Below are 26,361 nucleotides of genomic sequence, written 5' to 3'. Positions count from 1 at the left end.
CATCCCGGACCGCCGACCGATCCCAGGAAACGCAATCATGTCGACACGGATCAGGGAACGCCGGGGCCAGGAAATGGCCCTGACGGCGATGGTGGCCGTCGTCATCGCCCTGCTTTCCTTGCTGCCGGTGCTGCGTCTCTTCAAGGAGATCGTGGCACCCGGCGGCACCTTGTCCGGCATGGCGATAGAGGCCGGATTGAAAAGCCCGGCGACCTGGATCGCGACCTGGCACACGCTGGTCGTCGGCATTGGCGGCACCTTGCTTGCAGTGCTATCGGGGACGCTCGTGGCTCTCCTCATCACGCTGACCGACATACGCGGCCGCAGTGCGCTGGTGCTCTGCTACGTCATGCCATTGATGATCGCGCCGCAGGTGACTGCGTTGGCCTGGCTGCAACTGTTCGGTCCGGCAAGTCCCTTCCTCAAGCTGTTTGGCGCGGCACCGCCGCTCGGCACCAGAAATCCGCTCTATTCCACCTCGGGCATCATCCTGCTGCTCGGCGTGCAATACGGCCCGCTGGTCTTCCTGCTGGTGCGCGCCGGCCTGCGCAAACTGCCGCGCGAGCTGGTCGAGGCGGCGCGAGCCGGCGGCGCCGGCTGGTTCACCGTGCTGGTCACCGTCGTGTTGCCTTTGATGACGCCGTCGATCATGGCGGCCGCCGCACTTGCCTTCGTGTCCTGTGTCGGCAATTTCGGTATCCCTGCCTTTCTCGGCATTCCCGCCAATTATCTCGTGCTGCCGACGCTGATCTATCAGCGGCTGGCCGGCGGCGGCCCTGCGGTGCTCGGCGAAACCGCGTTCCTGTCAGTGTTGATCGGCATCATCGCCATGGCTGGCATTCTTGCGCAGGAGGTCGTGAGCCGCCGCCGCGATTATCGCATCAGCTCGACGTCGCTGCCGGCCGAGCCCTACGAACTCGGCCGCTGGCGACCTGCCGTCCAGGCCGGCATGTGGCTGCTGATCGTGGCGGTGCTGTTCCTGCCATTGTTCGGGCTGGTGCTGACGTCGCTGGTGCCGGGCTACGGCATTGCTCTCACTGCCAGGACGGCAACGCTCGACAATTATCGCTTCGTGCTGTTCGAGCATGACGCGGCCAGCCGCGCCTTCTTCAACAGCTTCTGGCTGTCGATCGCGGCGGCCTTCTTCGCGGTTCTCGTCGCCGTGCCGATCGGCTATCTCATTGCCTGGGGCAAGCAGCGCTGGGTGCGACTGCTCAACCTGTCGGTCGAACTGCCCTATGCCTTGCCCGGCGTGGTACTGGCGATCGCCTCGCTGCTCCTGTTCCTGCGGCCGATCCCGCTCACCGGTATCCAGCTCTACAACACCGTCTGGATCGTCCTCTATGCCTACCTCGCCCGTTTCCTGGTGCTGGCGCTGCGGCCGACCATCAGCGGCTATCACCAGATCGACCGGGCGCTGGAGGAAGCGGCCCAAGTGGCCGGCGCCGGACTGTTCCTGCGCATGCGCACGATCATCTTTCCACTGGTGGCGCCGGCGGCGATCGCCGGCGGCCTGCTGATCTTCATGACGGCGCTCAGCGAGCTCACTGTTTCGGCGCTGCTCTGGTCGTCGGGCTCGGAGACGATCGGCGTGGTGATGTTTTCCTTCGAGCAGGGCGGCGATTCCAACTACTCGGCGGCGATGTCCGTAATCACCGTGGCGGTCACCTTCGTGCTGATGCTGGCGACCAATCTGCTTGCCCCACACCTTCCAGGCGGAGTGCTGCCATGGCGCGATTGACCCTGGACCATGTGACCAAGAGTTTTGCCGACTTCGACGCGGTCAAGGATGTATCGATCGATGTCGGCGACGGCGAATTCCTGGCCGTGCTCGGCCCCTCCGGCTGCGGCAAGACGACGTTGCTGCGCCTCGTCGCCGGGTTCGAGAAGGTGACGTCAGGCGAGATCCGCATCGGCAATAAGGTCATGTCGGGCAAGGGCGGCAGCGTTGCGCCGGAAAAGCGGCGCGTCGGCATCGTCTTCCAGAACTATGCGCTGTGGCCGCATATGACGGTCGCCGAGAACATCGGCTATTCGCTCAAGGTGGCAAAGCTCGACAGAGCGGCTGCGCGCCAGAAGGTCGAGGACGCGCTTGCTTTGGTCAATCTGCAGGGGCTGGGCGAACGCAGGCCGGCCAATCTCTCCGGTGGCCAGCGTCAGCGCGTGGCGCTGGCGCGCTGCCTTGTCGCCGCGCCGTCGCTGGTGCTGTTCGACGAGCCGCTCGCCAATCTGGATGTGCATCTGAGAGCCTCGATGGAGGATGAGTTCGCCGCCTTTCACAAGCGCACGGGCACCACCATCGTCTACATCACCCATGACCAGGCCGAAGCGATGGCGCTGGCCGACCGCATCGCGGTGATGGATCATGGGCGCCTGGCGCAGCTGGCGACGCCGCGCCAACTCTATCATGAGCCGGCAAATGAAATGGTGGCGTCCTTCATTTCGCAAGGTATTTTGCTTCCCGCCGATGTGCTGAGCCCAGAGCAGGCCGGGCACTGCAAGGTCAGGGTTCTCGGCACCGAGCTGGTCGTTCGCTGCCGGACCGGCGAGCGGCCGCGCGTCGGCGCAAAGATCTGCTGTCGGGCAGCCGATCTCGAGGTGGTGCCGGACGGTCCCGGCTTCGATGGCCTCGTCAAGCGGGTGATCTACCAAGGTGGCTCGGCGCGCATCGAATTTGCGCCTTCCGCCAGCCCCGACCTCACCTTGCATTTCGAACAGCCCGATCCGGTGATGCTGGAGCGCGGCGCGCAGGCGCGTCTGCGGATACGATCCGGATGGCTCATCCCGGCGACGGGGGCGGCATCATGATGATGCTCGACCTGCTCGGCGGGTTTGGGAAAAGGCCGCACCGGTCTCGCCGCCAGCTGCTGCGCCGGGTATCGAAATCACCAACCTGTCAGCGGCTAAATTGCGCCAATACAGTGCCTGTGCTTGAAGCCGCCGCTTTTTCATTCCACATCGGGCGCAATGAACGGCAAGATACGAGAGTGGTTTCGCAGTTGGCGATGGGCCTTGGCGGCATCGCTGATCCTGCATGCCTTGATCGCAGCGTTCTTGTTCTTTGGCGTGCCGAGATCCGAGCAGCAGCCGGATCAGCAGGAACAGCCCGTCAATGTCGCGATTGTGCCGCCGCCCGAGAAGCCTAAGCAGAAACCTGCTCCAAAGCCACCGGAGCCGACACCTGAAAAGAAGGCTGAAAAGCCGCCTGAACAAAAGCCGCCTCCGGAGCCCCCGAAACCGCCAGACGAGCATGTTCTGAAGCGCGTTTTCCAGTACGGCCAGAAAGATACGGGACCGGAGAAATCGCTCGACGGAAGCAGCGCTAAACCCAACACGCCATCACCGGCCAAGGATGAGGCGGCGAAGCCGCCTATAACACCGACACCCGCGCCGACACAGCCCGCCCCGGCTGCAACGCCACAGCAGAAGGCAGAGCCCAGCAAGCCTGACGAGAAGCCGGCCACCGTTGCGCCGGACGAAAAGCCCGCGCAAGGCGAGGAAACACAGGAGGCCGCCGCGCCGGACGCCAAACCTGCGCAAAACGAGGAGAAGCAGGCGACCGAGGACGCTGACAGACAGCAGCCGGACAAACAGAAGCTCGCACCGCAACCCGCCGAAAAGCAAGCGGTTGTGACGCCAAAGCCATTGGCGGCTGAGACTGGTGGCAAGCCAGCGCCTCCAGCCTCAACTGGAAGGGCAAAGCCCAAACCTGCCAAGACCTTGACGTTCAAACCCGCAAGAGCCTTCAAAGCGCCGATCGGGAATGCTGGAAGGTCAAATCCCACCAACAACGATGTTGCAGGATCGCCAATCTATTCCGGCCTTCCGGGCGTCAGAAAGCTTTACTCGCAGGGGGCAACCGGCAATGCCTTCGCCACAAGCTCCATGGAGAATGTGTCGCGCGGTCAGCGCGTGGCAACCCTGCGGCAATGTTCTGAGCCAGGAACTGCAAAGTGCCGACTATTCGGTCAAATGGGTGCCAACCATTACGCTGGACAAAGGTAATGTTCTCAACCCTACTCAAGCGGCCTTCAGCACCAGAAGCACTTGGTACGATCTAAACTTCCGATGTGAAGTCGACGCCGATGCGACGAGGGTCCTATCTTTCAACTTCCGTGTGGGGTCATTAGTCCCGCCTGGCGAATGGGCCAGCCGTGGATTCACTAAGTATCCGCTAAATTAGGCCGGTACGCCAAAAGGACAATTGCCGGCCATTTCTTGCCAGTCCGCGCAGACGAAATCGGCACCAGCCGCCGTCAGGCCGGCGGCAACCGCGCCCTGGCTGCCGAAGGACGAATCCTCGATGACGATGCAGTCGGCCGGATCGGCACCCATCCTGGCGGCGGCGAACTGGCTGATCTCCGGTCTTGATGGATCGGATCGTGGGTAGCCGCTCATTGAGCCGCCCCAGCGCCTTGGCCGGGCTGCCCTGGGTGTGGTGATCCAAATCGACAAGCTGTCAGGGGCTAAACGGCGCCAATACAGTGGCAGTGCTTGAAGCCGCCGCTTTTTCATTCCACATCGGAAGGAATGAAGGACGAGACACGAGACCGGCGCCGGAATTTGTTGTGGGCCTTGCCCGCATCGCTGATCCTGCACGCGCTCGTCGCAGCGCTCGTGGTCTACAACGTGCCTAGGCCTCCCCAACAGCCGCAGGAGGAGCAGGCGGTCAATGTCGCGCTCGTGCCTCCGCCCGAGCAACCAAAACCGAAACCTGCTCCGGTGCCGCCTCCGAAGCCACCGGAACCGAAGGTTGAAAAACCGCCGGAACCGAAAGTGGAAAAACCACCTGCGCCGGAAAAGCCCTCGAAAGTCGAGGTCCTGAAGCCGGTTTTCCAGTTTGGCGACAAGGACACCGGTCCCAGGAAATCCCTGGATGGGGCCAGCGCTCAAGACACCTCGCCTTCGCCGGCCAAGGAGGACGATTCGAAGCCGCCTGTCGTGCCGAAGCCTGCAGAGAGCCGATCCACCACCCCGGCGGTCGCCGAGGGGCGGCCAGATTCAACCAAAGTCGACGAGAAGCCGGTAGACGCTGCGAAGGACGCCGAGCCCGAACAGGAGAAACAGGCAGCTCCAACCCAGGAGATGGATAAACAGCAGGCGGACAAGGAAGAGGCGGGAGCGAACGAACCCGACAAGCAGACAGAAGCGGCGCCACCGCCTTTGGCTGCCGACGGCGACGGTGAGATCGAGCTTCCCACGTCAACCGAAGCGCCGAAGCCCAAACCCGCAAATGCGCCGAAGCCCGGCCCTGCGAAGGTCTCCAAGTCCCGAAGCGAGAGCGCCGGGAGGCCAAATTCCACGGATACCGCTGCTAGTGCTTCGCGGGCTTATTCGGGCCTTCCGGGGGTTCACAGGCTCTACTCGCAGGGCGCTACCGGCGATGCGCTGGCTACAAGCGCGATGGGCGGGGTGCCTCGCGAGAAGCGTATTGCCCAACTTTGCGCCAGCGCGTTGCAGCAGCAACTGGTGGATGCCTCTTATTTCCCCGACCTGATCCCAAGTGTTCCGCTGAAGGTGGGCAATGTCCTCGACGCCCCGGATGTCGCTTTCCGCGCAACGACGAAATGGTACCATCTGGGCTTCCGGTGCCAGGTCGACACCGATGCGACGAGGGTCTTGTCCTTCACCTTCCGCGTCGGACCGGCGATCCCGCCCAGCGAATGGGTTCGCCTCGGACTGCCTGTTCGCTGATAGATTAGGCCGGCACCCCGAGCCCGGCCAGTTGCCGGCTAACTTCTTGCCAATCGCTGCAGATGAAATTGGCACCGGCCGCTGTCAGTCGCGCGCCGTGCTCCGCATAGGTATGGCCGCCACCGGTGTAGCCGATCGCCGTCATGCCGGCGGCGACCGCGCCCTCTATCCCGAAGGGCGAATCCTCGATGACGATGCAGTCTGCCGGCTTGGCGCCCATCTTGTCCGCGGCGAACAGGAAGATGTCCGGCGCGGGCTTGCCGCGTTTGACCATCGAGGAACTGTAGATCGCATCGCCGAAGAACCGCGCCAGTCCGGTGACAGCCAGGCTGTGGTTTATGCGATCGACGGAGGATGACGAGGCGACACAGCGGTCGCCGGCAAGCGTCTCCAGAAACGCTGTGATGCCGGGGGTCGGCTTCAACTCCTGCGAAAACAGGATCTTGGTCTCGGCCCAGATGTCGCCGTCCGCCGCCGCCGGAAACTGGTGACCGGTCAAATCCCTGATCTTGGCGATGATGTCGGACTGTTTCATGCCGATGCATTGGGCGATGATACCGCCGTGAACCCCAGGCATGCCATGCTTGTCATAGACGCGTTCATAGGCGCGGGCGGCCAGAGGCTCGCTGTCGACAAGAACGCCGTCGCAATCGAAAATGATAGGCCTTGATCGCGCCACGCGCTTTTCTCCCGAGTCGATATCGCACATCGCTATCGGCAAAAAGTCAGATGTTCAAGGGCGGGGCTTTGACAGTCGCCCAGCCTGGAGGCGCGAAACCGGTGGTCAATCAAAGCCGGCGGATGGCATCGCTGGCACGCGCGGATCCGAGTGCCCGTTGCATGGCCTGCCGGGACTGCGCGCGATCGGGCGTGATCCAGTTCGGTTCGGCGCCGAGAAAGCGGTCGAGGAAAGCCACTGCGTAGGCCGGCATCTCGGTCACGTTCTCGCGATAGGACCACCATGTGCGCAGGTCATCGGCGCATTTGTCGATGCTTGGCGCACTGCCGAATTCCTGCTCGTGGATCGCCGAGATCACCGAGACGCAGTAGTTGGTGTAGAGGAACCCTTCCGGCCAGAAACGGATGATTTCCAGCGTGCCGGCATTCGAATCCGTTTCAATCAACTGGCTGAGGCCGGAGATATCCCTTGCCGGCGCCTGCCTGATCAGTTCGCGCAGAACGAGGCCGGCGGCAAAGACGATGAAGTCGGCGCGGTCGACCGCGGCGAAGCCTTTCTGCGCCTCCATGACCTCGACCCAGTCGAGAAAGGCCCTGGTGAGCTTCGCTTCATCGATTTCAAAGCGCACGCCGAACGTGTCCGACACCACCTTGGCGCTGCCGCGGAAGGTGGCGCGGAACCAGCGCAACTGCCGCAACCGGTGGCGAAGGTCGGGCATCAGCGCCAATTCGTCCCTGAAGGGCAGATCCATGTTTCTCATATCCTGTTCCCAGCCAGGCTAGCACAACGACGCCGCCGCCGAAATCGGTTGACGGCCTGTGGATGACCGAGGTCACGTCCAATATCATACATATTGACATTCGCGGAAACAAATGTTCTCACTTTGCTGTTGTCACGCGTCGGTCCAAGGTGCGGCTCAACACAGGCTTCGGGAGGAGAACCGAATGGCGATTTGGCAGTGGGGACTGCTTCTGCTGGTCATTGTCTGGGCGCTGCAGTCGGTCGGCGTTTGGCTGCAAATGCGGCACTATTCGGATGTCTTCAGGGGCGTCACCGACCAGTACAAGGATGGCTTCGTCGGAGCCGGCAATTTTCGCGGTCGATTGGCCAAGGGCACCATCGCGCTGGTCGTGGTGACGCCTGACCTGGTCGTGCGCCGCCTGATGGTGATGAGCGGCCGTTCCGTGTTCACCAAGTTCAAGAGACATGAAGAATTCGAGGGCGTTCCCCTCGATCGAGTCCGGTCCAACCCTGCAATCATGGGGGAGGGGGAACCCGGTGTGGCCGAGGCCGTGAAGCGGGCGATCGAACAGATCGACAAGACACGGTCGGAGCCGGGGAAGAAGCCGGGCCTGTCCGGTTTGAACGTAGCAAGGGCTTAGAGAGAGGACGCCGCGCACCGACTGGGATCAACCGGCGGGCGGCATAAGGAGGAGAAATGTCTGTATTTTCGTTGTTGGCGCAGCATGCCGACATGGCCGTGCACAATCTGCATGTCGCAGGTGCCATGGTCTCGGATGCTGCATTGCATGGCAAGCTCGCGGTAGAGCATGCCTCCGACCATCTCGTTGTCCTCGCACAGGCGGACAGCGGACCGATCACCGTCGATCAGTTCAAGGAAAAGCTGAAGGAAGTCCAGCAGGAAGAGCAGCTCGGCTGGCTGACCGCCATCGGCAAGTATTTCATCGGTATCTTCCAGAAGGGCGGCGAGGTCTTCGCTGGCTTCGTCACCGGCATCATTCCGACCCTGGTGGTGCTGATGACGGCCTTCTACGCGGTCACCGAACTGGTCGGCGAAGAGCGCGTGCACGGCCTGGCGCGCGGCGCCGGCAGGATCGCGCTGACCCGCTACACGCTGCTGCCGCTGCTGGCGGTGTTCTTCCTCACCAATCCGATGGCCTATACGTTCGGATCGTTCCTGGAAGAGAAGCACAAGCCGGCCTTCTATGACGCGGCCGTGTCCTATGTGCACCCGCCGCTCGGCCTGTTCCCGCACATCAATCCCGGCGAGTATTTCGTCTGGGGTGGCATTCTCGTCGCGCTGCTGGAACTGGAGAAGAAGGGCGCCGTCGTCGCCGGCTATCACGTCAAGGTGGCGATCTGGTATGCCATCGTCGGCCTCGTCGTCATCCTGCTCAAGGGCATGCTGACCGAACGCATCACCGCCATCATGGCGCGCCGCCAGGGCGTCGAGCTGTAAGGGCGGGGAGGACATCATGGCCAAGACATACAAAGCCGTACAAATCTCCCGGGGCAAAACCGGTTGGGGCGGTCCGCTGGTGATCGAGCCGACCGAACAGCGCAGCAAGGTTGTTTCCGTCACCGGTGGCGGCATTCATCCGGTGGCGCAGCTCATTGCCGATATGACCGGCGCCGAAGCCGTCGACGGCTTCAAGGCGCCGCCGATCGAAAGCGAGATGGCGGTTGTCGTCGTCGATTGCGGTGGCACCGCACGGTGCGGCGTCTATCCGCGCAAGCGTATCCCGACCGTCAATCTGACGCCGGTCGGCCAGTCTGGGCCGCTTGCCCAGTTCATCACCGAGGACATCTACGTTTCGGGCGTGAAGCCGGCCAACATCACGATGGCGGACGGATCCGAAGCGGTCACCACTGCAGGGGGAGCAGGATCGATGAATCCAGGCAATAACAACGCGGCGGCGGCGCCGCAACCGCTGCCGAGCGAGGGCGGCGTGATCGGCCTGATCAGCTCGATCGGCCGCGTCATGGGCCGTGTCGTCGGCATCTTCTTCAATGCCGGCCGCCGTACCATCGACCAGGTTGTGCGCAACGTGCTGCCGTTCATGGCCTTCGTGACCATGCTCATCGGTCTGATCCTCTACACCGGCATCGGCGATGTGCTGGCGCAGCCGATGGGTCCGCTGGCCAACAACATTGTCGGCCTGCTGATCATCTCGGCGATCTGCGGCCTGCCGTTCCTGTCGCCCATCCTCGGGCCAGGCGCGGTCATCGCACAGGTCATCGGCGTTGCCATCATCGGTCCGCAGATCGCCAACGGCACGATTTCGCCGGCAATGGCACTGCCGGCGCTGTTTGCCTACAATACCCAGGTGGGCTGCGACTTCGTTCCTGTCGGCCTGGCGCTCGGTGAGGCCAAACCGAAGACGATCGAGATCGGTGTTCCGGCGGTGCTCATCAGCCGCCAGATCATGGGCCCGGTCTCGGTGCTGATCGCCTGGATCGTCAGCCTGATCGTGTTCTGAAACAGTTCCAGGAAAAGTGTGAGACGGTCTTCCGTCCGGAATTCCGCCAAACAAAGGGATAGAGCGGTTCGCCGTTTTCGTGAAACAGTGAATCGCTCTTAGAGAAGTTAGGAAATGAGGTTCGCCATATGACGGTTCTGTTGAGAACACGGGTCACTGCCATCGGACCCGAAGTGGCGGATCTTGCCGAAGGGGGCGTGGTCATCCTGTTTGCGGATGGCTCGCCGCCGGAGCTTGCCGAGGTTTCCGTGCTCCACAAGACGGAGCACGGACCCAGCGACGGCGCGCCGCAAAAGGGCGCGTCGATCACCCTTGGCCCGGTTGCCGCGACCATTACCGCGGTCGGTTCCAGCGCCTGGAGCAAGGTGCTGGAAATGGGCCATGTCGTCATCTCGTTCAACGGCGCTGCCGAGGCCGAGCGGCCGGGCGAGATCTGCGCCTCGCAGGTCGATGCGCAAGCGCTCGTGGCTGCGCTCACGACCGGCGCGATCATCACCATCGCCGCCTGACAGTATTTGCGTTGCCGCCGATGTTGGCGGTGGTGCCCAGGACCAGAGTATTTGCCATGGAACGCTCGACCATCGTCAGAGTGCATGAAGGTTTGCACGCCCGTCCCGCGACGCGGTTCGTCAAGCTCGCCAAGGGTTTCGAATCCGACGTCGAACTGGTCAAGGACGGCAAGGCGGTCAGCGCCAAGAGCTCGGTCAAGCTGATGCTGCTGGCGGTCAAGGAAAACCAGGAAGTCACCGTGCGGGCGAACGGCGCCGACGCCATCGAGGCCATCGAGGCGCTGATCGGCTATCTCGAAAACCCCAAGGCGGGCCTTGACGACGAGGATTCACAGCCGACCGGCAATGCGGGTCAGGACGCCGCTGCCGCGTTGGACTCTGTGCCTGCAGTTTCGGCCGCAACCACCGGCTTGCGCGGCGTGGCCGCAAGCGAAGGTTTTGCCATCGGGCCGGCCTTCGCGCATTTCCCGCCTGATATCGCCGGACAAGGCCGCAGGTTGCAGGTCGAGGAGGTCGCCAGCGAGATCGACAGGTTCCGCGCCGCCGTCGCTGCCGTCCAGGCGCGCATGGATCGGGCACTGGCGCAGGACAGTCTGTCAGCTGGAGACCGTGGCATCATCGCCGCGCTCAGGGACATCGCTGCCGACGACAGCCTGACCGGTGAGGCGGAGGGCCTGATCAAGGGCGGCAACGATGCGGTTTCAGCCGTCATCACCGCCGCCTCCACCATCGCCGCCGATTTCAGCGCGGTCGATGATCACTATCTCAACGCGCGGGCGGATGACGTCCATGCGGTCGGGCGGCAGATCTGCCTCGTGCTGCTCGGGCAGGACGACATCAGCCTCGAAAACATCGCCGAAGGCGCCATCCTCATCGCCGACGACATTGGCGCCTGGGACCTGGCGCGCGCGCCGCTGAAGCGCATCGGCGGGGTGGTGTGCGGCCATGGCGGCGCCACCTCGCACATCGCCATCATCGCCCGCTCGCACGGCATTCCAGCGGTGCTGGGCCTCGGCGACCAGATCAATGCCTTGCGCAGCGCGCGCGAAGTGGCCCTCGATGGCAACAGCGGCCGCGTGATCGTCGATCCCGACGCGGCGACCCGCGCCGAATTCGCCGGCCGTGTCGAAGCGGCGGCGCAGGAACGCGCCGGGCTGACCATCTTCAAGACGGTGACGCCGAAGCTGGCCGATGGCAAGGTGATCGAGGTCGCCGCCAATATCGGCTCGCTGGAGGAAATCGAGGCAGCGCAGGAGGCCGGCGCGATGGGCGTCGGCCTGTTCCGCACCGAGCTCCTGTTCATGCGCCATATGCACCTTCCCTCGGAAGACATGCAGGCCGAGACCTATGCGGCGCTGGCCAAGGCCTTTGCACCGTACCCGGTCATCGTGCGCACGCTCGACATCGGCGGCGACAAGCCGATCGCCGGCATCGAATTTCCCGACGAGGAAAACCCCTTTCTGGGCTGGCGCGGCATCCGCATGTGCCTCGACCGGCCCGACATCTTCAAGCGCCAACTCAGGGCGCTGCTGCGGGCGGCCGTGCATGGCAACGTCAAGGTGATGCTGCCGATGGTGGCCGACATTGGCGAGGTCAGGCGGACGCGGGTTCTGGTCGCGGAATGCGCGGCCGAGCTGAAAGCCGAAAGCGTGCCGCATGCGGCGTTTGATCTCGGCGTGATGATCGAGACCCCGGCCGCCGTGCTGATTGCCCCGGCGCTGGCCAAGGAGGTAGCGTTCTTCTCGATCGGCACCAATGACCTGACCCAGTACATCATGGCCGCCGACCGGCTGAACCCGACAGTGGCCAAGCTCAACGATGTCACCAATCCGGCCGTCATGTCGGCGATCGAAATGACGGCCAAAGCCGGCGTCGCCGCCGGCATCATGGTCGGCATGTGCGGCGAAGCGGCCGGCCGGCCCGATCTCATTGCAACATTCATCAAAATGGGGCTGACCGAGCTCTCGATGAGCCCAGCCTCGATCCAGCGTGCCAAGAAGGCGATCATGGCCATGGCGGCCGAAGGTGCCGCCTAGCCGAGTTCTGGGCCGTTACGGCAAATGGGCAAGCAAGGTGGCGAAGACGGGTGTCAGTTGGTCGACCGGGCTCGCCTTGGCGCAGGCCTGCACAATGCGGTCGTGGCGGATATCGGCTGCCAGGATTGCAATCTCCAACATATCCGGCTCAGGCGAACTGTCCCTGCCGGTGGTTGCCAGGCCACAGGCCAGAACGAGCGGCGCCAGGCAGTTGATGTCGAGCGTCCGGTCACCGATCGCCGGCGTTTCCGGCGTTTCGGCAAAGTGGACGGGGCGCTGGTTGAGACACTCGACCAGCAGCGCCGAACAGGTGGCCGCGATCGCCGGAAGCCCAGCACCTGGCGCGACCAAGGCGGCCAGCAGATCGCCATGCCGCTTGCGCATCGTGGCATGGACGGCGGCAAAATCGGCTTCGTGGATGCGGGCATTGTCGATGTTCAGGCCGGCCAGCACCGCCTTGGTCAGATAGTACATGTCGCGCCGGAACAGGCGCTCCGCGCTCAACTGGCGATTTTCGTTCCCGGTCGGGAAATAGGTGGCGAGGCCTTTTACGGTGGTGCCGTCGACCTTGATCGGGCGCTCATGCGGGACAAAGGATTCGGCGATCGATAGCGCTTCGTCGAAGGCACTTGCGGCATGGCTGAGCAGGCCTTCGATGCCTTTGCCTGGAAATGGCGGCAGATGGCTGGTTGCTTCGCGCACGACACTGGCGTCGCCGCTGCCGTCATGGCGGCTTTGGCGAATGATTTCACGGACTTCCCGCAACCGGTCTTTCAGATTGACGCGGACATCTTCGGAGATTTGTCGGAGCATTGCCAATCGCCTCGAATTGCTGCGGATGGCCGCCAACAGAAGGCAGCCGCCACTTCTAGATTGTTCCTATCGATTGGTAGATCAATAGGCGATACTAGACCAGCATGCAGAATCGGCGACGGCGCGCTCGTCCATCGCCGTGGGGGAGGGACGAATTTGGGCAGGCGACGACAGAGCGAAACCGACGATCGTCGAGGTGGAAGCGAGACGCCCGAGCAGGTCGCCAGCGAAAGCCGGACGGATCGTCTCAGGATTCGCGCCGCCTGGATGTATTTCGTCGAGCAGATGACGCAGAACGAGATCGCCGACGTGCTTGGCGTCGGCCGCGTCACCATCGTGCGCATGCTGGCGGACGCCCGCTCGCGCAACGAGGTGAAGATCAGCATCGAGAGCGAATTGTCGGAAATCGTGCGGCTGGAGCGGGCGCTGGAAAAGACCTTCGGGCTGCAACAGGCGCTGGTGGCGCCGCTTTCCGCCCCCAATGCCGACCCAACCCCGGCGATCAGCGCCAAGACCGGCAGCTTCCTGTCCGACACGATGAAGTCCGGCATGCGCGTCGGCGTCGGCTGGGGCAGGACGCTGTTCTCAAGCCTGCCCTTCATCAGCGCCAAGTCGCTGACCGACTTCAAGGTCATTTCGCTGCTCGGCGGTGTCGGCGTCGTGCGTCGATTCAACCCGGCCGAGTTCGCCTGGCGCTTCGCCCAAATCTTCCAGGGCGACGGCTATCTGATCCCGACGCCGGCCGTCGTCGACAGCGTCGAGACCAAGATCGCGCTGGTCGAGCGCTGCGGCCTGCAGGAGGTTTTTGAAATGGCCAACGTGCTCGATGCCGTTCTGCTGAGCGTCGGCGGCATCGCCTCGGCCACCACCTTCTCTCGCGGCGGCTTTCTAAAGGAAGCGGATCGGGAGGCCCTGCTTGCGCGTGGCGCCGTTGGCGACCTTCTGTTCCATTTCTTCGACCGCAATGGCGATCTGGTCGACCATCCCGTCAACAGCCACGTGATGTCGGTGGATGTCGACCGTCTGCGCAAGGCGCCGATCCGCATCCTGACCTCCGGCGGCGAGGAGAAGATCGAAGCCTTGCTTGGCGCTATGACCCTGATCGCACCGACGATCCTGATCACCGACGAGGAAAGCGCGCGGCGCATGCTCGAGGCGCATGCGGCGCAAGCTTCTTAGTGATGTCGGCCGGGTGTTGCCGGCCGGTTGCCGGCGCCAGGGGCATCCGCTATCTGACCGTCCAGGCAACTGACGCCTGAGCCAATCAAACGGAGCCTGAGCCATGACACGCGAGACAATCCTCAAATTCGGCGCAGTCGAAAAGGCCGACGCTGGCGATCTGGCCGGATGGATCGTGGTAGAAGACAGGCCGACCATGCAAACCGCCGTCCAGCACACGACCGAGGACGGCAAGGTGATCTCGGGTACATGGCGGGCGACGCCGGGCACCTATCACGCGACCTACACCGACTACGAGTTCGTGCACATGATCGCCGGCCGCATCATCATCACCCCCGATGGCGGCGCAGCGGTCGAGGTGGGCCCCGGCGACGCCTTCGTGGTGGAAGCCGATTTCAAGGGAACCTGGAAGATCATCGAACCGGTGACGAAGCATTTTGTCGTCAGGGTCGGCTGAGCCTGTTCGCATGGGCCGTTGAAGGTTGACGTCCCTGGCATATCCAGTGCGAGCGACGACAGGCATGCCGGCGCGCCATCCTGCTTTGATTGTATCGTTACTTGACGAGCGTTGGGGTGGCCTCGCTCTTCTTCGCGCGTGCGGAGCGCCGTTCCTCCAATCGTTGCAGGATGACGAAAAAGGATGGCACAAAAAGAATGGCCAGGCAGGTCGAAGCGAGCATGCCGGAAAAGACCGTGATGCCGATCGACTTTCGCGCGCTCGCACCGGCGCCGGTGGCGAACACCAGCGGCGCCACGCCGAGGATGAAGGCAAACGATGTCATCAGAATGGGCCGGAAGCGGGCACGTGCGGCTTCGATCGCCGATACGACGATAGGCGTGCCGGCGGCACGCAGTTCGCGTGCGACCTCGACGATCAGAATCGCATTCTTGGCTGACAGCGCTATGAGCAGGATAAGGCCGATCTGGACATAGAGATTGTTGTCGATGCCAAGGCCATTCAGCACCAAGACCGGGCCCACCAGAGAGAGCGGCGCGGCGAGCAGGATTGAGATCGGAGCGAGCCAGCTCTCATATTGGCCGGCAAGGACCAGGTAGACAAGCAGCAGCGCCATTCCGAACACCAGGTAAACCTGATTGGTAACGAGCTTCTCTTGGAAAGACAGCGCAGTCCAATCGGAGCCAGTACCGGGCGGAAGGGTATCCGCGGCAATCTCCTCCATCAGCTTGATTGAGTCACCTGACGAAAAGCCTGCAGCGGGCACGCCTACGATCGACGCGGCAGGATAGAGATTGTACAGGCTGATCAGCGATGGACCGACGCTGGGTTCAATCGTCAACACGGTTCCGAGCGGGATCATATCTCCGTTGTTGTTGCGGACGGTAAGGCGGCCGATTTCCTCCGGCGTCAACCGGAACTGGGCGTCAGCCTGCACATAGATCTGGAAGACACGCCCGAACTTGTTGAACTGGCTCACGTAGCTGGAGCCGAGATAACCGGCGAGCGTCTGGAATACCTGGTCCGTGGTCAGGCCGAGGGCCTGCACCTTGTCGCGGTCGATCTCGGCCTTGTACTGCGGGACGTTGGCGCGGAACGATGACGAGACGCGCTGGATGCCCGACTGTGTCTCGGCCTTGTTGACGATCGCACTGACGGAGCCTTGCAGCTTCGAGAGGTCGAAACTGCCGTCGCGGAGCTCGACTTGCAGCGTGAAGCCGGCGGCGTTGCCGATGCCCTGGATTGGTGGCGGAGGAAGCACCAGCACAACGCCGTCGGCCATGCCCGACAGATTCTTGTTGAGAGTGGCGTAGAGCGAAGCCAGGTCTTCGCTCTTGCCGCGCAGATCCCAGTCCTTGAGAATGATGTAAGCGACGCCTGCGTTGGCCAGCGTTGAATTGTTGTCGAGCGCCGAAAGCCCGGCGATGGTGACCACCGTCTCCACCCCAGGTGTAGCCTTGGCGATCTTCGAAACCTGCTGCAGCGTTTCCTGGGTGCGACCAAGCGAGGCGCCGTCAGGCAGCTGAACCGCCGCGAGCAGATAACCCTGGTCTTCGATCGGGATGAAACCGGTGGCGACGCGCGACATGCCGTAGCCGGCCGCGCCGATGATCATGAGTGCGACCACACCCGTTACTGCGCTATGATGCACCATCCCTCCGATCAACCGGACGTAGGCATTCTCGGCACGCTGGTAGACCGCATTGAAGCCGCGCGCGAAGACGTTGCGCTGTTCCGGTGGTACGGGACGCCTAAGCCATGTCGCGCATTGCGTTGGCTTCAATGTCGCGGCGTTGACGGCGCTGATCAGCGCGGTCGCCGCGATCACCAGCGCGAATTGCGCGTACATCCGGCCCGTAAGGCCGGGAAGGAAGGCCGCCGGCAGGAACACCGCCAGCAGCACCAGCGTGATGCCGATGATCGGCGCGAACAATGTCTTCATGGCGGCAATGGCGGCGTCGTGGCTCGACATGCCACGTTCCATGTTGTGGGCGGCTCCCTCGACCACGACTATGGCGTCATCGACGACGATGCCGATGGCGAGCACGATGGCGAACAAGGTGGAAAGGTTGACTGAGAAGCCGAGCGCCGCCATCGCCGCGAACGCGCCAATGATGGTGACCGGTACGGTCGTCGCCGGAACCAGCATCGCCCGCCAATCCTGCAGGAAGACGAGAATGACGATCAAAACCAGCACCGCCGCCTCGAACAGAGTCTTGTAGACCTCGTTGATCGCCTGGCTGACGAAATTCGTCGTGTTGAACGGTATCGCGTAAACTATGCCTTGCGGGAAGGCACGCGCCAGTTCTTCCATCCTGGACGCGACCCTCTTGGCGACATCGAGCGCGTTCGCGCCGGGTGCCAGGAAGATGGCCATGCCGGCGGCCTGCTGACCGTCGAGGTTGAAGAACTGTCCGTAGGTCTGCGCACCGAGTTCAACCCGCCCGACATCGCGAACACGCGTCATATCGCCATTGGAGCCTGTCTTGACCACAACGGCCCCGAACTGGTCGGGATCGTCAAGGCGGCTAGACACTTCGATCGAATATTGGAAGGACTGGTCGTCCGGCGCCGGCGGGGCGCCGATCTGACCTGCTGTGACCTGTTCGCTCTGCTGTTGAAGTGCTTGAACGACATCTTGCGTGGTCAAGCCGCGCGCCAGCATCTTTTCGGGATCGAGCCAGACCCGCATGGAATATTGACCAGCGCCGAATACGCTGACATTGCCGACGCCAGGCAACCGCGAGATTTCGTCCTTAAGGCTGATAGTCGCGTAGTTGCTGAGATAGAGGCTGCCATATTTTCCGTCAGGCGAAGTCAACGTCACGATCTCGAGGATGGAGGTCGACTTCTTCTGCACGTTGACGCCCTGCACCTGCACTGATTGGGGCAGCCCGGCCATCGCGGCAGAGACCCGGTTCTGAACAAGCACCTGGGCCAGGTCCAGATCTGTACCGATGGCAAAAGTGACGGTCAGGTTGTAGCTGCCGTCCGAGGCAGCGAAGGACTGCATGTAGAGCATGTTCTCGACGCCATTGACTTGCTGCTCGATCGGCAGTGCTACGGTGTCGATGACCGTGCGTGCGCTGGCGCCCGGATAACGGGTGGTTACCGAAACGGTCGGTGGAACCACATCGGGATATTGCGCTACCGGCAACGCAAAGAGCGAGACGATGCCAACGACGACGATAAGGACGGCAATGACATTCGCCAAAACGGGTCGTTCGATGAAGAATTTGGAGATCATTGGCCAGCACCATTGGCCGGAGTTTGCTGGAGGGTCTTCACCGTGGGTTCGATCTTCTGGCCGGGCAGGGCGGTCAGCAAGCCGGATATGACGACGCGGTCTTCCGCTGTCAGGCCGGAGGTAATGACGCGCAACTCGCCGACCTGTTGGCCAATCTCGACGCCGCGTTGCTCGACTGTGTCGTCCTTTCCGGCGACAAGCACATAGCGGCCGCTCTGGTCGCTGCTGATTGCACGATCCGGTACGAGCAGCATGTCCGGCTGCTCGCCGAGCGGGATGCGCAGTCGGACGAAATAACCGGGCAGCAGCGCTTTGTCCTTGTTTTCCAAAACGGCGCGAACCAGTAGCGTGCCCGTCGAGGAAGATACCTGCGGCGCTGCATAGTCGAGCGTTCCTTTGTGCGGATATCCAGTCTCGGTCTGCAGGCCGACATCCACCGGTATCTTCTTGAGATTCTGCATTGTCAGACCACGCTTGGCCATTTCAGCCCGGATCCGCTGCACGTCCTGCTCACTCACATTGAAATTGATGTATATCGGATCCATCTGGACGATCGTTGCGAGGTCGGAAGTGCTGGCAGTGCCAACGAACTGGCCGACCGATACCTGGCGGGCGGTGACGATGCCGTCGAATGGTGCCTTGACTTCGGTGTAGCTCAGGTTGAGCTGGGCCTGCTTGACGTCAACGGCGTTCTGCTGCTGCTTGGCCACGTCGACCGCAGCGGCAGCGGCAGACTGGTCCAACGTGGACGCCGAAATTACCTTCTGCGCGAGCAATTCCTGTTGCCGCTTCAGGTCGGCACTGGACTGTTTGACGGAGGCGTCTGCCGAAGTCTGTCCAGCCTGGGCCTGTTCAAGTGCCAACTGGTAAGGTTCAGGCTCGATAAGGAACAGTCGGCTGCCCGCTTTGACGCTGTCACCGTCCTTGTAGTCTATTTCCTGTATGAAGCCCGCTACCCGGGCAACCAATGGCGTCGAATTGACGGCGGCCGTGTTCCCCGTCGCATTGAGATAGGGCGTTACCGTCTGCTTGAGCGGCAGCGCCACGTCAACCTTGGGCGGGGGCGGCGGAACATAGGCATTTTGCTTGTTGCAAGCTGAAAGCAATGCCGTCGCCGTAAGCAAGGTTACGGCCAGCGCAATGCGCGATACCAAAAGCATTTGACCCCCCTCAACACTTCACGGTATTTTGATTGAATGTTAGCCATTTTGGAGGGGTTTGTCATGCGAATTGCCTTGAGCGTGGTTTTCCTAGCCGTTCAGATGCTTGCGGCTCAGGCGCAGACAGCGGCCGAACGTGAGGCTTGCCAGGCGAACTTCGAAAAGTTCTGCAAAGGCGTGGAGCCAGGCGGCGGCCGCGTCATTCAATGTCTGACGGAGCATTTCAGCGAGCTGACCCCGGAATGCCAGAAGGTCGTCAAGGCGAATACGCCTGGTTAGGATCGCGCACTGCTCTCCGCCGAGCTGTCAGGGTCGGCTGGGGCCGGAGCCGCGGATGTATCAATGCCACTCCTGAGCGCTAGGAGCAGGCAAGCCGGATGTTCGGACGCTTTGGAGAATGGACGCGGCCCTATTGTCTGGCAGTGAGACGTCGGACACCCGCCAGGTTCGTCAAACCTATGTCACCCCTATGTCACCGCGACGACCTGTCCCGCCGCGTCGAGGCGACATCCGACCCGCGCCTGTCGAACTTCGATGCCGCCTTGTCTTGCATAGTCTATGCGCACCTCGATCGGTGCGGTGAGGGCACCGCGTCGGTGCCGGCGCAGGGTACCTGCGCTGGCTGCGTACACACGCACGGCACCAAGCGGCTTCGCAGCCGACATGATCGCCTGACGGCAGACGCGAACCACCGCGGACGGGGTGCCAGGTATCGCCTTTAACGGCACCGGGAGCGGCCGCGTGGGATAACCTGTGGTGTTCGACCAGAACGTGTCGCGACCACCTTTGGAGGGCCGGAGGCTGCGTGGCAGGGCGACTGCGTGTCGCACGCCCCTGGTCACGACTATGGCGGCCGCCTTCTTGCCGACACCGACACTCGCTGGCCCTGTGGCAGCCCCCGACGCCGCGCTCGCTCGACTATTTGCCGTACTGCCCGGAGCGGCGCCAGAACCGGTGGATTCGTCTCCCGCACTGGGGCTTGCCGAAAGGCCGCCTACGCCGCCGAGGTTGGTACCGGCTCCAACGTTGGCGCCAAGCGATCCCTTGCTCGTGCCGACCGAGCCTCCAACATTTGCTCCTCCGATTCCGTCGACGCTCGCGTCGACACCGACGGAGGCTCCGTTCGAACCGACGCCTACACCGGCGCCGACCCCGATGCCACCGACCTTGCCTGCAACGCCCGCCGACCCCTCGCTCGCGCCGGCCGACCCTCCAACGTTTGCTCCTCCGACACCATCGACGCTCGCGCCAACACCGACGGAGGCGCCGTTCGAGCCAACGCCCACACTGGCGCCGACCCCGATACCACCGACTTTGCCTCCAAGGCCATCAGCAAGAGCCGAAGCAGGCCCGATCGCAACTGCGATCGCCAATACGGCAGCTGGATACTTGCGCATCACCATAATCCTTGTGCCGTGCGCAATGGCGCCCGCGTCGGGAGCAACGCGGCGGGAAGGCCAATCGTCGTCAGCCGAACAGGTTGCGGCGACTTGCGGACCGCCACTTTGCGGATTTCTCGCCCCTCGGGCTCATGGGCTGATCTAGCCCGTTTCCCCGCAAGTGCACTGGTGCGTTGGCCTGCGCGATCACCGGCAGGCGCTTTGGGAGCGGGCTCGATGCGCTGATCGCGAGGCGTAGTGCGAGCTTTCAGGATGTCAGTTTCGTTGCGTGCAGCAACGAGGTCGCGGGTCAGGCCAACGGCCCTTTCGCGCGGTTGCTCCAAAGCAGCAGAGAGCCGGGCGACTTCCTCTTTTGCCGCGTCGCGATCCTGGCGGGCAGCATCGAGATCGCGCTCGAGAGCATCTGCTCTCCCACGTTCCAATGCCAGCGCTTCGCCGGCCCGCTTTGCAGCGGCCTCAGCGATCTGGCGGTCCTGAACAGCTGCCATTTGTGCAGCCGCAGCCAGTTTTCCGCTCGCCTCAAGAGCATCGAGAGATTGGTGCGTCGCGGCAAGGTCGCGTTCGAGGCGTTCAATCGTCTGTCGCCCCCCGTCAAGCGCGCGTCTCGCTCCAGACAGGGAAGCTTCCGCAGCCTGGTGCGCGCCGAGTGCGGCGGCCTTTTCGCGGACCGCGAGATCGGCTTTGACTTGCAAGCTTTCGACTTCGCGCTGCGCCATAGCCAGATCCTGCGCGAGCCGTTCGGCTCTTTGCTTCTGGTCTTCAAGGGCTTGTCCTTGAAGAGTCGTCGCCTCTGCGACCGCACGCGCACTCGCGCCTGCGTCGGCTGTGACGCGCCGCATCTCATCAAGTTCGTCTCGCGCCGCTTCCAGTTCGCTGCGAAGAACCCGCTCGACCCTGTCTGCAGACTGACGATCTGCAGACGCCTGCTGGCGAGCCGCCTCAAGCTCCTCGCGAACTGCCGATAGTTCATGCAGTGACGCATCCGTCTTGGATCGTTCCCGTCCTGGCCCGGTCGCGACAGCCTCCACCAATGGGCGAGAACCGCTCACGTCTGGTGGCGCCCCGGCCGGGTGCCCCTCGGCTTTGGCGCCGCCCGAAGACGCTGCCGACTGCGTGCGCTGCACGGTCATGACGGGACGGGTGTCGAACCCACTTCTGGCCTGTAAGCGATCGGTAATCAGCCTTGCCAATTCACTCTCACGCAGACCCGCAGCCGGAACGTGCCCAATCCCCGGAAGATCCAGCGTCCCGGTTGCACCGATCGTAAAAGCACCGTTGAGCTCCACGCCCTCCGTGATGCCGCCACGCAAGGCATCCCACCCCGAGACCTTTAGCTCGACAGTGTCTTGAGGGGCGAGCCTGTCGTCAGTCTCCGATTGACTCTTTGCTGGGGCGCCAAATAGCAGGATCAGGCAGAACGGGATAAGGCTTATCGCAGCGCCGCGTGACCTCTTGCGAGGGTCATGAAACAACGCCGCCACGGCCGGGAATCGTCGGATACCACCGGAGAGTGCAGGGCTGTGGCAATCCGTCTTGGATGTCTGGACATGATCCATGACTGGACCTCCATGACTCTCACCGACCACGCGCCGCGCAAAGCTCGCGACGCGCAGACAAAGCTCACGGCGTGAGCCTACCAAAGTCGATCAGCAGTGGTGAGTACCAAATAGAGCGTAAGCTGCATCGCCCAATTGAGTAAGGGGCGCATCTGTACCAGGTTCGGAAGCCAACTGCTCTGCGCTCCGACCTTCGATATCGCGTTCAACGACCGTTGCATTCCGCCAAAGACACCAGAGAAGGCCCCCTCTATTTGCTCGTCACGGTATTTCGGCGGCCGATACCGTCGGCGTAGGCGCGGCCCGAGGATGTTGCCATCATCGAGGCGGCACTGAAGTGGCTCGCGCGAAACCCACGAATGAACTCAGCTGCTGCGCGAGCCACTCCCTGTGAGTTGCGCCCGAAAACGCACGCTCTGTCTCGGCTCCTTGAGAGCGCCAATCAGTCTACCGGCTGGTTGGCCTTATGCGGATTTGTAGGCTCTTATCGTAGAGATGGCTGCGACTCGCGGCGTCGCCTTGGTGATGGACGGGAGGTCTGGCCAATTCGCGCCCTAGTGAACGCCAACCCCGCTTTCGGCCCAAGGCGGTCGTGTCGCAGTGCTGGCAGGCCTATTGAGCCCTCTGTTTCTTGGCTTGTGCGGCGATAGCGCAGAGGAAGGCCAATGCGGCAGCGTCGCATGCCGTCCGCGACGGCCCTTTGGCGAAAAGCATGGCATCCGCAATTGGGATCGTTAGGCCGTACTTTTGGGCGAAAGAGGTGATTTCGTACGGCTGATCGTCAGATGGATGGCGGATGTCGAATTCGAAACCCATGCCTACTTCCTCCCAGTTCGCGACCTTCCACTCCTTGGCTGGATGCAAAAATTAAACTACCGATGCATCGCGCGAGTCCAGCAATTGGAAATTGTGTAAAACGATACATTTTGCGGTCGCGCCAACATCTCGTTGTGGCCGTCCGCCGTCCGCTCCCGCTTTCGCTCCGTTCGCAGTCTTCTCGGCTTGCCAGCGCAATCGAGATCAGGGTGCGCTAGCACCGGGATCATTGCGCTCGAGCACCCCACTCCGTGACGATGTCGTGGCTGCATTTTCGCCGTCATCCGCCGGGAAGCTGGTCGGTTTTTTGCGCGAAGCCCGTACACCGCGAGAGCGGGCCTTTAGGGCCGGCGAAACAAGGACTTCAGTCTTAATTGTGCGACCTCTAATATAATATAGACTTATCAGCGCGGGGGATTTTCCCGCTATTGCAGTGGCCGGTGCGGCGCGCTTCACCCAAGCATCCACCGCACCGGCCATTTCCGAAGGCCGGAAGGATGACCGACAAGCCGGTGCCGACCTATGTTGTGAGCGTGTTCGAGAAACCTCACTGGCGCACAGTCCTGTCAACGAAGGACAAGGAGAAGGCCTTCGCTTTGGCCAAGGAAATCGGGGACAAGGTGCGAATTGAAGAGATTGCGCCGAAGGTCAAGAAGGGACGCTGACGGTCGACTGTGCCATTCCCCGTGGCTATCCCCTACGGCTGGGCAGCGGCCTGGTTTCCAGCCTTTTTGTGATGCCACCCAAGGCCATCCTGATGGAAGCCCGAAAAACTAGTCCCGATCGATGAAAAGCCCGCCACGGGAGCGACCCGCGGCGGGCTTTCGGAGTGGCTACATCCCGGAGGAATCGACCGCTTGTAGTTGTATTGTGAACTGCATGATCGCGTTAGCCTATGGTGTGATCGCGGAAGCCTTGGGCTTAAGCGTTGCCGCGTCGGATGTCGCGCGGACGTCAATAGAGGCATGTCTGGGAGGAACACGCGTTTGCTCGGCTGCAGGGCCATGAGGCAATCCCAGCGTGGGTGCGGCAAGCCACAGAACTGGCTTGACGGAACATTAGAGGTCGCTAACAGTTGGTGGTTGCGGCAGGTGATGTCTCACCCACATCCTGCCGAAGATCGGGACTCCATCGCCTGGTCGGCCCGCGCTCTCCGCCAGAGGCGCGGCTTTTTGACTGATCAGGGGGAGAGATGACTTATGAGCCGGCCACAAGCTACATCGCGAGCCAGGCGTGGCAGGTGTTGATCTAAGGCCGCATTGCGCCACTAGCGGGCATTCCGACTGCATGAGTTGCCGTACTTGCCAACATCACAGAATTTGCCCTCAATCCGCCACGTTGAAGCCGGCCTTCCGCAGTGAACGGACGAAAATCTCGACGTCTTGCGAACGGGCCAGGCGCATCGCAACCACGTGGCGCATGTTCTTCGTCCAAGCCGGTTGATTTTGCTCCAGCCAGTCACGCTCGCGATCAGCCTCGATCTTGTAGCCTCCTTCGCTCAGAACGGCAGCCGCAACAATATGATAGATCGGGTTCGATCGGACGGGCGATTTCTTGATCCACATAACCGCCTGCGAATAATCGCCGCTGAAATAAGAGCAAAGAGCCAAATCCACCTCATAGTAGCCCAACGAGCGTGGATTTTTTTGGCGCGCCTCTGTTATCAACGCGCAGCCGTCATGCCAATTTCCGGAGACCGCCAGGCGCTGTCCGTATTCGCCCATGAACTCGGTATCGTTGGGATTGATCGCCAAACCCCGTTTGCCCACTCCCAATGCCAGGTTTATTTCCTTGCTGAAATAGAGCGCAAGCATTTCTCCCTGAAGCCCTCGTAAGTTGAGGGGGTCGACTTCCACCGCCTGCCTTGCGGCTGCCAGGGCGCGCTCCAGCACGGCGGCGGACGATGTGGCGTCGGTGGGGAACTCGAATCGATAGTCATCGATGTAGACAAGCGAAAGAAGACCCCAGGCGGTGGCGTAATTCGGGAAGCGCCGTACGGCCTTCTCGAGGCATGCACGCACGGATGCACGGGTGTCGGGGCTGAGCTCGACCCGATATGCATAGAAAGACAGCGTGCAGGAATACGCGGCCCAATCTTCGGGCGGATTGTCGACGTGGAGATTGGCGTCCGCCTGGAAGATGACGCCATAGGTTTGAGCCAAGCTCGTCGACACATTCCGCGCGATGTCTGCCTGAGCTCCGACAAGGTCCGCGACTTTCATCCGCCCATTATAACTGTCTGCCCACAGAACCGAACCGTCGGGTCGGTTGATCAATCTCACTCGAAGCAGAAAGGTATCGACCGACAGGCTGACACTTCCGGCGAGGACAAATCGTGGTGGCGAGGTCGACGCATCGCCGTCGTTAGGCGCCGACTCCATGACCACAATATCCTTGAACTTCGAAAGCTGGCTGACAATCTCCTGCTTCAATCCGCTCGCAATTGCTGCCGCCGCGGCGGTACCGGTCAGATCTTCAAACGGCTCAACAAGCACGCGGGGCGTTTCCGGCGCGCTTGACCTGACAGTCACCCACGACCACGCCAATACCGATGCTCCAGCCGCAAGAATGGCTGCAAGCACTGCCGGCAGCAGGAACGCAATCCGCCCGACCGGAGAGTGGGTGATTGATCGAGAAACTATGGGCACCTGTGGCTGCGCCAACGAAGCCGGCGAACGAAGCGAGAAGATAGGAACATAACCACCCTTGGGAATCGTGATCAGGATTGGGTCTGTATGTCCGGCTGTCAGATAGTATCGCTCGAGCGCACGCCTGAGGTGGCCAGCCTCGATGCGAACGATCGGATCCGTCTGCGGGTCGAACGCCTCGCCGCGACCAAACACTTCAACGGCGATCGAATAGGCCTTGATACGGTCGCCTCGTCCCGACAAAGCCTCTTCCACCACATGGCTGAGGAAGCGGCGCTCGCGGCTAGTGGCATCGAAGTCCGCACTGTCGAGGATAAGGGCAAGTTGGGCGCGACAAGCCTCTACAGGGGGCTCGTGCTCCCTTGGTGCCGGCGTTTCCGCCTGGATCGCCATGTCCTCACTTGATCCCTTGCAACCGCCGGTTTTTGTTGTCGCTCGGTTACATGCTTATCCACGTAACTTACCTCCCGCTGCCCTTTCTTTGCAATACGATCGCGTCAGGTCGATGAACTGGCGTCATGAGCACAAGAGACGGATCGTCTGACAGGCACCGAGCGGTCTCGGCGGCAGTGCGCCGATACCCCCAGTTTGAATTGACGATCCATCGGCTGATGGACCGAAGCGAGAGTTTTCGCGATATTTGCGAGGAGCTCGCGGATGCAGAGTTAGCGCTGTCGAAGGTCGACCAGGCCCCACCGGCATTGCGCGAGGCCAGACGAGCCGAATGGCAGGAATTGATAGATCGCCTGGTTGGAGAGGTAGGAGCAGCAGTGCTGAATACCGATGCCGCCCGCAAATCGGGTATCAACCCGTGGCCGGCACGGTGAACAGCCATGAATCGCCATGCCGACAGCGCGGGAAGCATGTCGATGGACGGTCTTCGCACCCGTCAGGCACCCTCGTTTTCCCAAGCAACAAATCCGCAAACGACGGCTAGCCTCAGGAG

General features: G+C 62.3%; 24 protein-coding genes and 2 pseudogenes. 16 read left to right on the top strand and 10 right to left on the bottom strand.

Going from position 1 to position 26,361, the window contains the following annotated elements; translation table 11 throughout:
- Nucleotides 1-37: 37 nt before the first annotated feature.
- The 4 genes from CGZ66_RS25530 (at nt 38) to CGZ66_RS41765 (ending at nt 4,183) form a co-directional block, all read left to right on the top strand.
- Nucleotides 38-1,741: an ABC transporter permease gene (locus tag CGZ66_RS25530; RefSeq protein ID WP_095089222.1), complete on the top strand. Its 1,704-nt coding sequence runs from the start codon at nt 38-40 to the stop codon at nt 1,739-1,741.
- Nucleotides 1,729-2,808, top strand: a complete 1,080-nt coding sequence (locus CGZ66_RS25525) for an ABC transporter ATP-binding protein (RefSeq protein WP_095089220.1) — start codon at nt 1,729-1,731, stop codon at nt 2,806-2,808. The genes CGZ66_RS25530 and CGZ66_RS25525 overlap by 13 nt, the downstream gene beginning before the upstream one ends.
- A 123-nt stretch (nt 2,809-2,931) precedes the next feature.
- Nucleotides 2,932-4,005: a prolipoprotein diacylglyceryl transferase gene (locus CGZ66_RS25520; RefSeq protein WP_425352321.1), complete on the top strand. Its 1,074-nt coding sequence runs from the start codon at nt 2,932-2,934 to the stop codon at nt 4,003-4,005.
- The gene (locus CGZ66_RS41765; protein WP_425352320.1) at nt 3,893-4,183 is read left to right on the top strand and encodes a DUF930 domain-containing protein; all 291 of its coding nucleotides are present in this window, start codon (nt 3,893-3,895) and stop codon (nt 4,181-4,183) included. The genes CGZ66_RS25520 and CGZ66_RS41765 overlap by 113 nt, the downstream gene beginning before the upstream one ends.
- On the opposite strand, the pseudogene CGZ66_RS25515 reads toward CGZ66_RS41765, so the two are convergent.
- Nucleotides 4,180-4,356 (bottom strand): annotated as a pseudogene (locus CGZ66_RS25515) (HAD family hydrolase); the annotation flags it as partial. The gene CGZ66_RS41765 and the pseudogene CGZ66_RS25515 overlap by 4 nt on opposite strands.
- Nucleotides 4,357-4,530: 174 nt before the next feature.
- On the opposite strand from CGZ66_RS25515, the gene CGZ66_RS25510 reads away from it, so the two are divergent.
- Nucleotides 4,531-5,694: a DUF930 domain-containing protein gene (locus tag CGZ66_RS25510; protein WP_095089219.1), complete on the top strand. Its 1,164-nt coding sequence runs from the start codon at nt 4,531-4,533 to the stop codon at nt 5,692-5,694.
- A 4-nt stretch (nt 5,695-5,698) separates the two neighbouring features.
- On the opposite strand, the gene CGZ66_RS25505 is transcribed toward CGZ66_RS25510, so the two are convergent.
- Nucleotides 5,699-6,373: an HAD family hydrolase gene (locus CGZ66_RS25505; RefSeq protein WP_095089596.1), complete on the bottom strand. Its 675-nt coding sequence runs from the start codon at nt 6,371-6,373 to the stop codon at nt 5,699-5,701.
- Between the two features lie 109 nt (nt 6,374-6,482).
- Nucleotides 6,483-7,124, bottom strand: coding sequence for a hypothetical protein (locus tag CGZ66_RS25500; protein ID WP_095089217.1), 642 nt, complete (start codon nt 7,122-7,124; stop codon nt 6,483-6,485).
- 193 nt (nt 7,125-7,317) lie between these two features.
- Between CGZ66_RS25500 and CGZ66_RS25495 the strand changes: the two genes are divergently transcribed.
- The 5 genes from CGZ66_RS25495 (at nt 7,318) to ptsP (ending at nt 12,139) form a co-directional block, all read left to right on the top strand.
- Nucleotides 7,318-7,755, top strand: coding sequence for a transcriptional regulator GutM (locus CGZ66_RS25495; protein WP_095089215.1), 438 nt, complete (start codon nt 7,318-7,320; stop codon nt 7,753-7,755).
- Between the two features lie 56 nt (nt 7,756-7,811).
- Nucleotides 7,812-8,573 (top strand): PTS glucitol/sorbitol transporter subunit IIC, encoded by a 762-nt coding sequence (srlA, locus tag CGZ66_RS25490; protein ID WP_013892733.1) that lies wholly within the window; start codon nt 7,812-7,814, stop codon nt 8,571-8,573.
- Nucleotides 8,574-8,589: 16 nt separating this feature from the next.
- Entirely contained in the window at nt 8,590-9,594 is a 1,005-nt protein-coding gene (srlE, locus tag CGZ66_RS25485; protein ID WP_095089213.1) for a PTS glucitol/sorbitol transporter subunit IIB, read from the top strand.
- Nucleotides 9,595-9,722: 128 nt separating this feature from the next.
- Nucleotides 9,723-10,103, top strand: a complete 381-nt coding sequence (locus CGZ66_RS25480) for a PTS glucitol/sorbitol transporter subunit IIA (RefSeq protein WP_095089211.1) — start codon at nt 9,723-9,725, stop codon at nt 10,101-10,103.
- A 56-nt stretch (nt 10,104-10,159) separates the two neighbouring features.
- Nucleotides 10,160-12,139: a phosphoenolpyruvate--protein phosphotransferase gene (ptsP, locus tag CGZ66_RS25475; protein WP_095089209.1), complete on the top strand. Its 1,980-nt coding sequence runs from the start codon at nt 10,160-10,162 to the stop codon at nt 12,137-12,139.
- A 15-nt stretch (nt 12,140-12,154) separates the two neighbouring features.
- On the opposite strand, the gene CGZ66_RS25470 is transcribed toward ptsP, so the two are convergent.
- On the bottom strand, nt 12,155-12,952 hold the full coding sequence (locus CGZ66_RS25470) for a hypothetical protein (RefSeq protein ID WP_095089207.1): 798 nt from the start codon (nt 12,950-12,952) through the stop codon (nt 12,155-12,157).
- A 156-nt stretch (nt 12,953-13,108) separates the two neighbouring features.
- On the opposite strand from CGZ66_RS25470, the gene CGZ66_RS25465 reads away from it, so the two are divergent.
- A complete protein-coding gene (locus CGZ66_RS25465; RefSeq protein ID WP_095089205.1) occupies nt 13,109-14,131 on the top strand; it encodes a sugar-binding transcriptional regulator in 1,023 nt (340 codons plus the stop codon).
- A gap of 103 nt (nt 14,132-14,234) precedes the next feature.
- Nucleotides 14,235-14,588, top strand: a complete 354-nt coding sequence (locus CGZ66_RS25460; protein WP_095089203.1) for a cupin domain-containing protein — start codon at nt 14,235-14,237, stop codon at nt 14,586-14,588.
- Between the two features lie 97 nt (nt 14,589-14,685).
- Here CGZ66_RS25460 and CGZ66_RS25455 read toward each other — a convergent pair whose 3' ends face one another.
- Both CGZ66_RS25455 and CGZ66_RS25450 read right to left on the bottom strand, forming a co-directional pair.
- On the bottom strand, nt 14,686-17,835 hold the full coding sequence (locus CGZ66_RS25455; RefSeq protein ID WP_095089201.1) for an efflux RND transporter permease subunit: 3,150 nt from the start codon (nt 17,833-17,835) through the stop codon (nt 14,686-14,688).
- Nucleotides 17,832-18,995 (bottom strand): efflux RND transporter periplasmic adaptor subunit, encoded by a 1,164-nt coding sequence (locus CGZ66_RS25450; RefSeq protein ID WP_095089199.1) that lies wholly within the window; start codon nt 18,993-18,995, stop codon nt 17,832-17,834. The genes CGZ66_RS25455 and CGZ66_RS25450 overlap by 4 nt, the downstream gene beginning before the upstream one ends.
- A gap of 36 nt (nt 18,996-19,031) precedes the next feature.
- On the opposite strand from CGZ66_RS25450, the gene CGZ66_RS25445 reads away from it, so the two are divergent.
- Nucleotides 19,032-19,274 (top strand): cysteine rich repeat-containing protein, encoded by a 243-nt coding sequence (locus CGZ66_RS25445; RefSeq protein ID WP_342586876.1) that lies wholly within the window; start codon nt 19,032-19,034, stop codon nt 19,272-19,274.
- Nucleotides 19,275-19,462: 188 nt separating this feature from the next.
- On the opposite strand, the gene CGZ66_RS25440 is transcribed toward CGZ66_RS25445, so the two are convergent.
- The gene (locus CGZ66_RS25440) at nt 19,463-20,392 is read right to left on the bottom strand and encodes a hypothetical protein (protein ID WP_095089592.1); all 930 of its coding nucleotides are present in this window, start codon (nt 20,390-20,392) and stop codon (nt 19,463-19,465) included.
- Between the two features lie 176 nt (nt 20,393-20,568).
- Here CGZ66_RS25440 and CGZ66_RS40915 point away from each other — a divergent pair, with 176 nt between their 5' ends.
- Nucleotides 20,569-21,360 (top strand): hypothetical protein, encoded by a 792-nt coding sequence (locus tag CGZ66_RS40915; RefSeq protein WP_245331230.1) that lies wholly within the window; start codon nt 20,569-20,571, stop codon nt 21,358-21,360.
- Nucleotides 21,361-21,525: 165 nt separating this feature from the next.
- Here the strand turns inward: CGZ66_RS40915 and CGZ66_RS40910 are convergent.
- Nucleotides 21,526-21,951: pseudogene (locus tag CGZ66_RS40910) on the bottom strand (polysaccharide biosynthesis/export family protein); the annotation flags it as partial.
- 612 nt (nt 21,952-22,563) lie between these two features.
- On the bottom strand, nt 22,564-22,767 hold the full coding sequence (locus CGZ66_RS25430) for a hypothetical protein (RefSeq protein WP_095089588.1): 204 nt from the start codon (nt 22,765-22,767) through the stop codon (nt 22,564-22,566).
- A gap of 497 nt (nt 22,768-23,264) precedes the next feature.
- Here CGZ66_RS25430 and CGZ66_RS40005 point away from each other — a divergent pair, with 497 nt between their 5' ends.
- Nucleotides 23,265-23,432, top strand: coding sequence for a hypothetical protein (locus CGZ66_RS40005; protein WP_167392245.1), 168 nt, complete (start codon nt 23,265-23,267; stop codon nt 23,430-23,432).
- 660 nt (nt 23,433-24,092) lie between these two features.
- On the opposite strand, the gene CGZ66_RS25425 is transcribed toward CGZ66_RS40005, so the two are convergent.
- Nucleotides 24,093-25,808: a hypothetical protein gene (locus tag CGZ66_RS25425; protein WP_095089197.1), complete on the bottom strand. Its 1,716-nt coding sequence runs from the start codon at nt 25,806-25,808 to the stop codon at nt 24,093-24,095.
- Between the two features lie 218 nt (nt 25,809-26,026).
- Here CGZ66_RS25425 and CGZ66_RS25420 point away from each other — a divergent pair, with 218 nt between their 5' ends.
- Nucleotides 26,027-26,242 (top strand): hypothetical protein, encoded by a 216-nt coding sequence (locus CGZ66_RS25420; protein WP_342586875.1) that lies wholly within the window; start codon nt 26,027-26,029, stop codon nt 26,240-26,242.
- Nucleotides 26,243-26,361 lie beyond the last annotated feature (119 nt).

The organism is Mesorhizobium sophorae (genome assembly GCF_002270415.1).
Classification (GTDB): domain Bacteria; phylum Pseudomonadota; class Alphaproteobacteria; order Rhizobiales; family Rhizobiaceae; genus Mesorhizobium; species Mesorhizobium sophorae.
The sequence above is the reverse complement of the archived record's forward strand: the minus strand, read 5'-3'. Positions and strand labels throughout refer to the sequence as shown.

Coding starts and splice junctions, on each gene's coding strand:
- CGZ66_RS25530 (WP_095089222.1), top strand. CDS start 38: ATGTCGACACGGATCAGGGAACGCCGGGGCCAGGAAATGGCCCTGACG.
- CGZ66_RS25525 (WP_095089220.1), top strand. CDS start 1,729: ATGGCGCGATTGACCCTGGACCATGTGACCAAGAGTTTTGCCGACTTC.
- CGZ66_RS41765 (WP_425352320.1), top strand. CDS start 3,893: ATGTGTCGCGCGGTCAGCGCGTGGCAACCCTGCGGCAATGTTCTGAGC.
- CGZ66_RS25510 (WP_095089219.1), top strand. CDS start 4,531: ATGAAGGACGAGACACGAGACCGGCGCCGGAATTTGTTGTGGGCCTTG.
- CGZ66_RS25500 (WP_095089217.1), bottom strand. CDS start 7,124: ATGGATCTGCCCTTCAGGGACGAATTGGCGCTGATGCCCGACCTTCGC.
- CGZ66_RS25495 (WP_095089215.1), top strand. CDS start 7,318: ATGGCGATTTGGCAGTGGGGACTGCTTCTGCTGGTCATTGTCTGGGCG.
- srlA (WP_013892733.1), top strand. CDS start 7,812: ATGTCTGTATTTTCGTTGTTGGCGCAGCATGCCGACATGGCCGTGCAC.
- srlE (WP_095089213.1), top strand. CDS start 8,590: ATGGCCAAGACATACAAAGCCGTACAAATCTCCCGGGGCAAAACCGGT.
- CGZ66_RS25480 (WP_095089211.1), top strand. CDS start 9,723: ATGACGGTTCTGTTGAGAACACGGGTCACTGCCATCGGACCCGAAGTG.
- ptsP (WP_095089209.1), top strand. CDS start 10,160: ATGGAACGCTCGACCATCGTCAGAGTGCATGAAGGTTTGCACGCCCGT.
- CGZ66_RS25470 (WP_095089207.1), bottom strand. CDS start 12,952: ATGCTCCGACAAATCTCCGAAGATGTCCGCGTCAATCTGAAAGACCGG.
- CGZ66_RS25460 (WP_095089203.1), top strand. CDS start 14,235: ATGACACGCGAGACAATCCTCAAATTCGGCGCAGTCGAAAAGGCCGAC.
- CGZ66_RS25455 (WP_095089201.1), bottom strand. CDS start 17,835: ATGATCTCCAAATTCTTCATCGAACGACCCGTTTTGGCGAATGTCATT.
- CGZ66_RS25450 (WP_095089199.1), bottom strand. CDS start 18,995: ATGCTTTTGGTATCGCGCATTGCGCTGGCCGTAACCTTGCTTACGGCG.
- CGZ66_RS25445 (WP_342586876.1), top strand. CDS start 19,032: ATGTTAGCCATTTTGGAGGGGTTTGTCATGCGAATTGCCTTGAGCGTG.
- CGZ66_RS25440 (WP_095089592.1), bottom strand. CDS start 20,392: ATGCGCAAGTATCCAGCTGCCGTATTGGCGATCGCAGTTGCGATCGGG.
- CGZ66_RS25430 (WP_095089588.1), bottom strand. CDS start 22,767: ATGGGTTTCGAATTCGACATCCGCCATCCATCTGACGATCAGCCGTAC.
- CGZ66_RS40005 (WP_167392245.1), top strand. CDS start 23,265: ATGACCGACAAGCCGGTGCCGACCTATGTTGTGAGCGTGTTCGAGAAA.
- CGZ66_RS25425 (WP_095089197.1), bottom strand. CDS start 25,808: ATGGCGATCCAGGCGGAAACGCCGGCACCAAGGGAGCACGAGCCCCCT.
- CGZ66_RS25420 (WP_342586875.1), top strand. CDS start 26,027: ATGGACCGAAGCGAGAGTTTTCGCGATATTTGCGAGGAGCTCGCGGAT.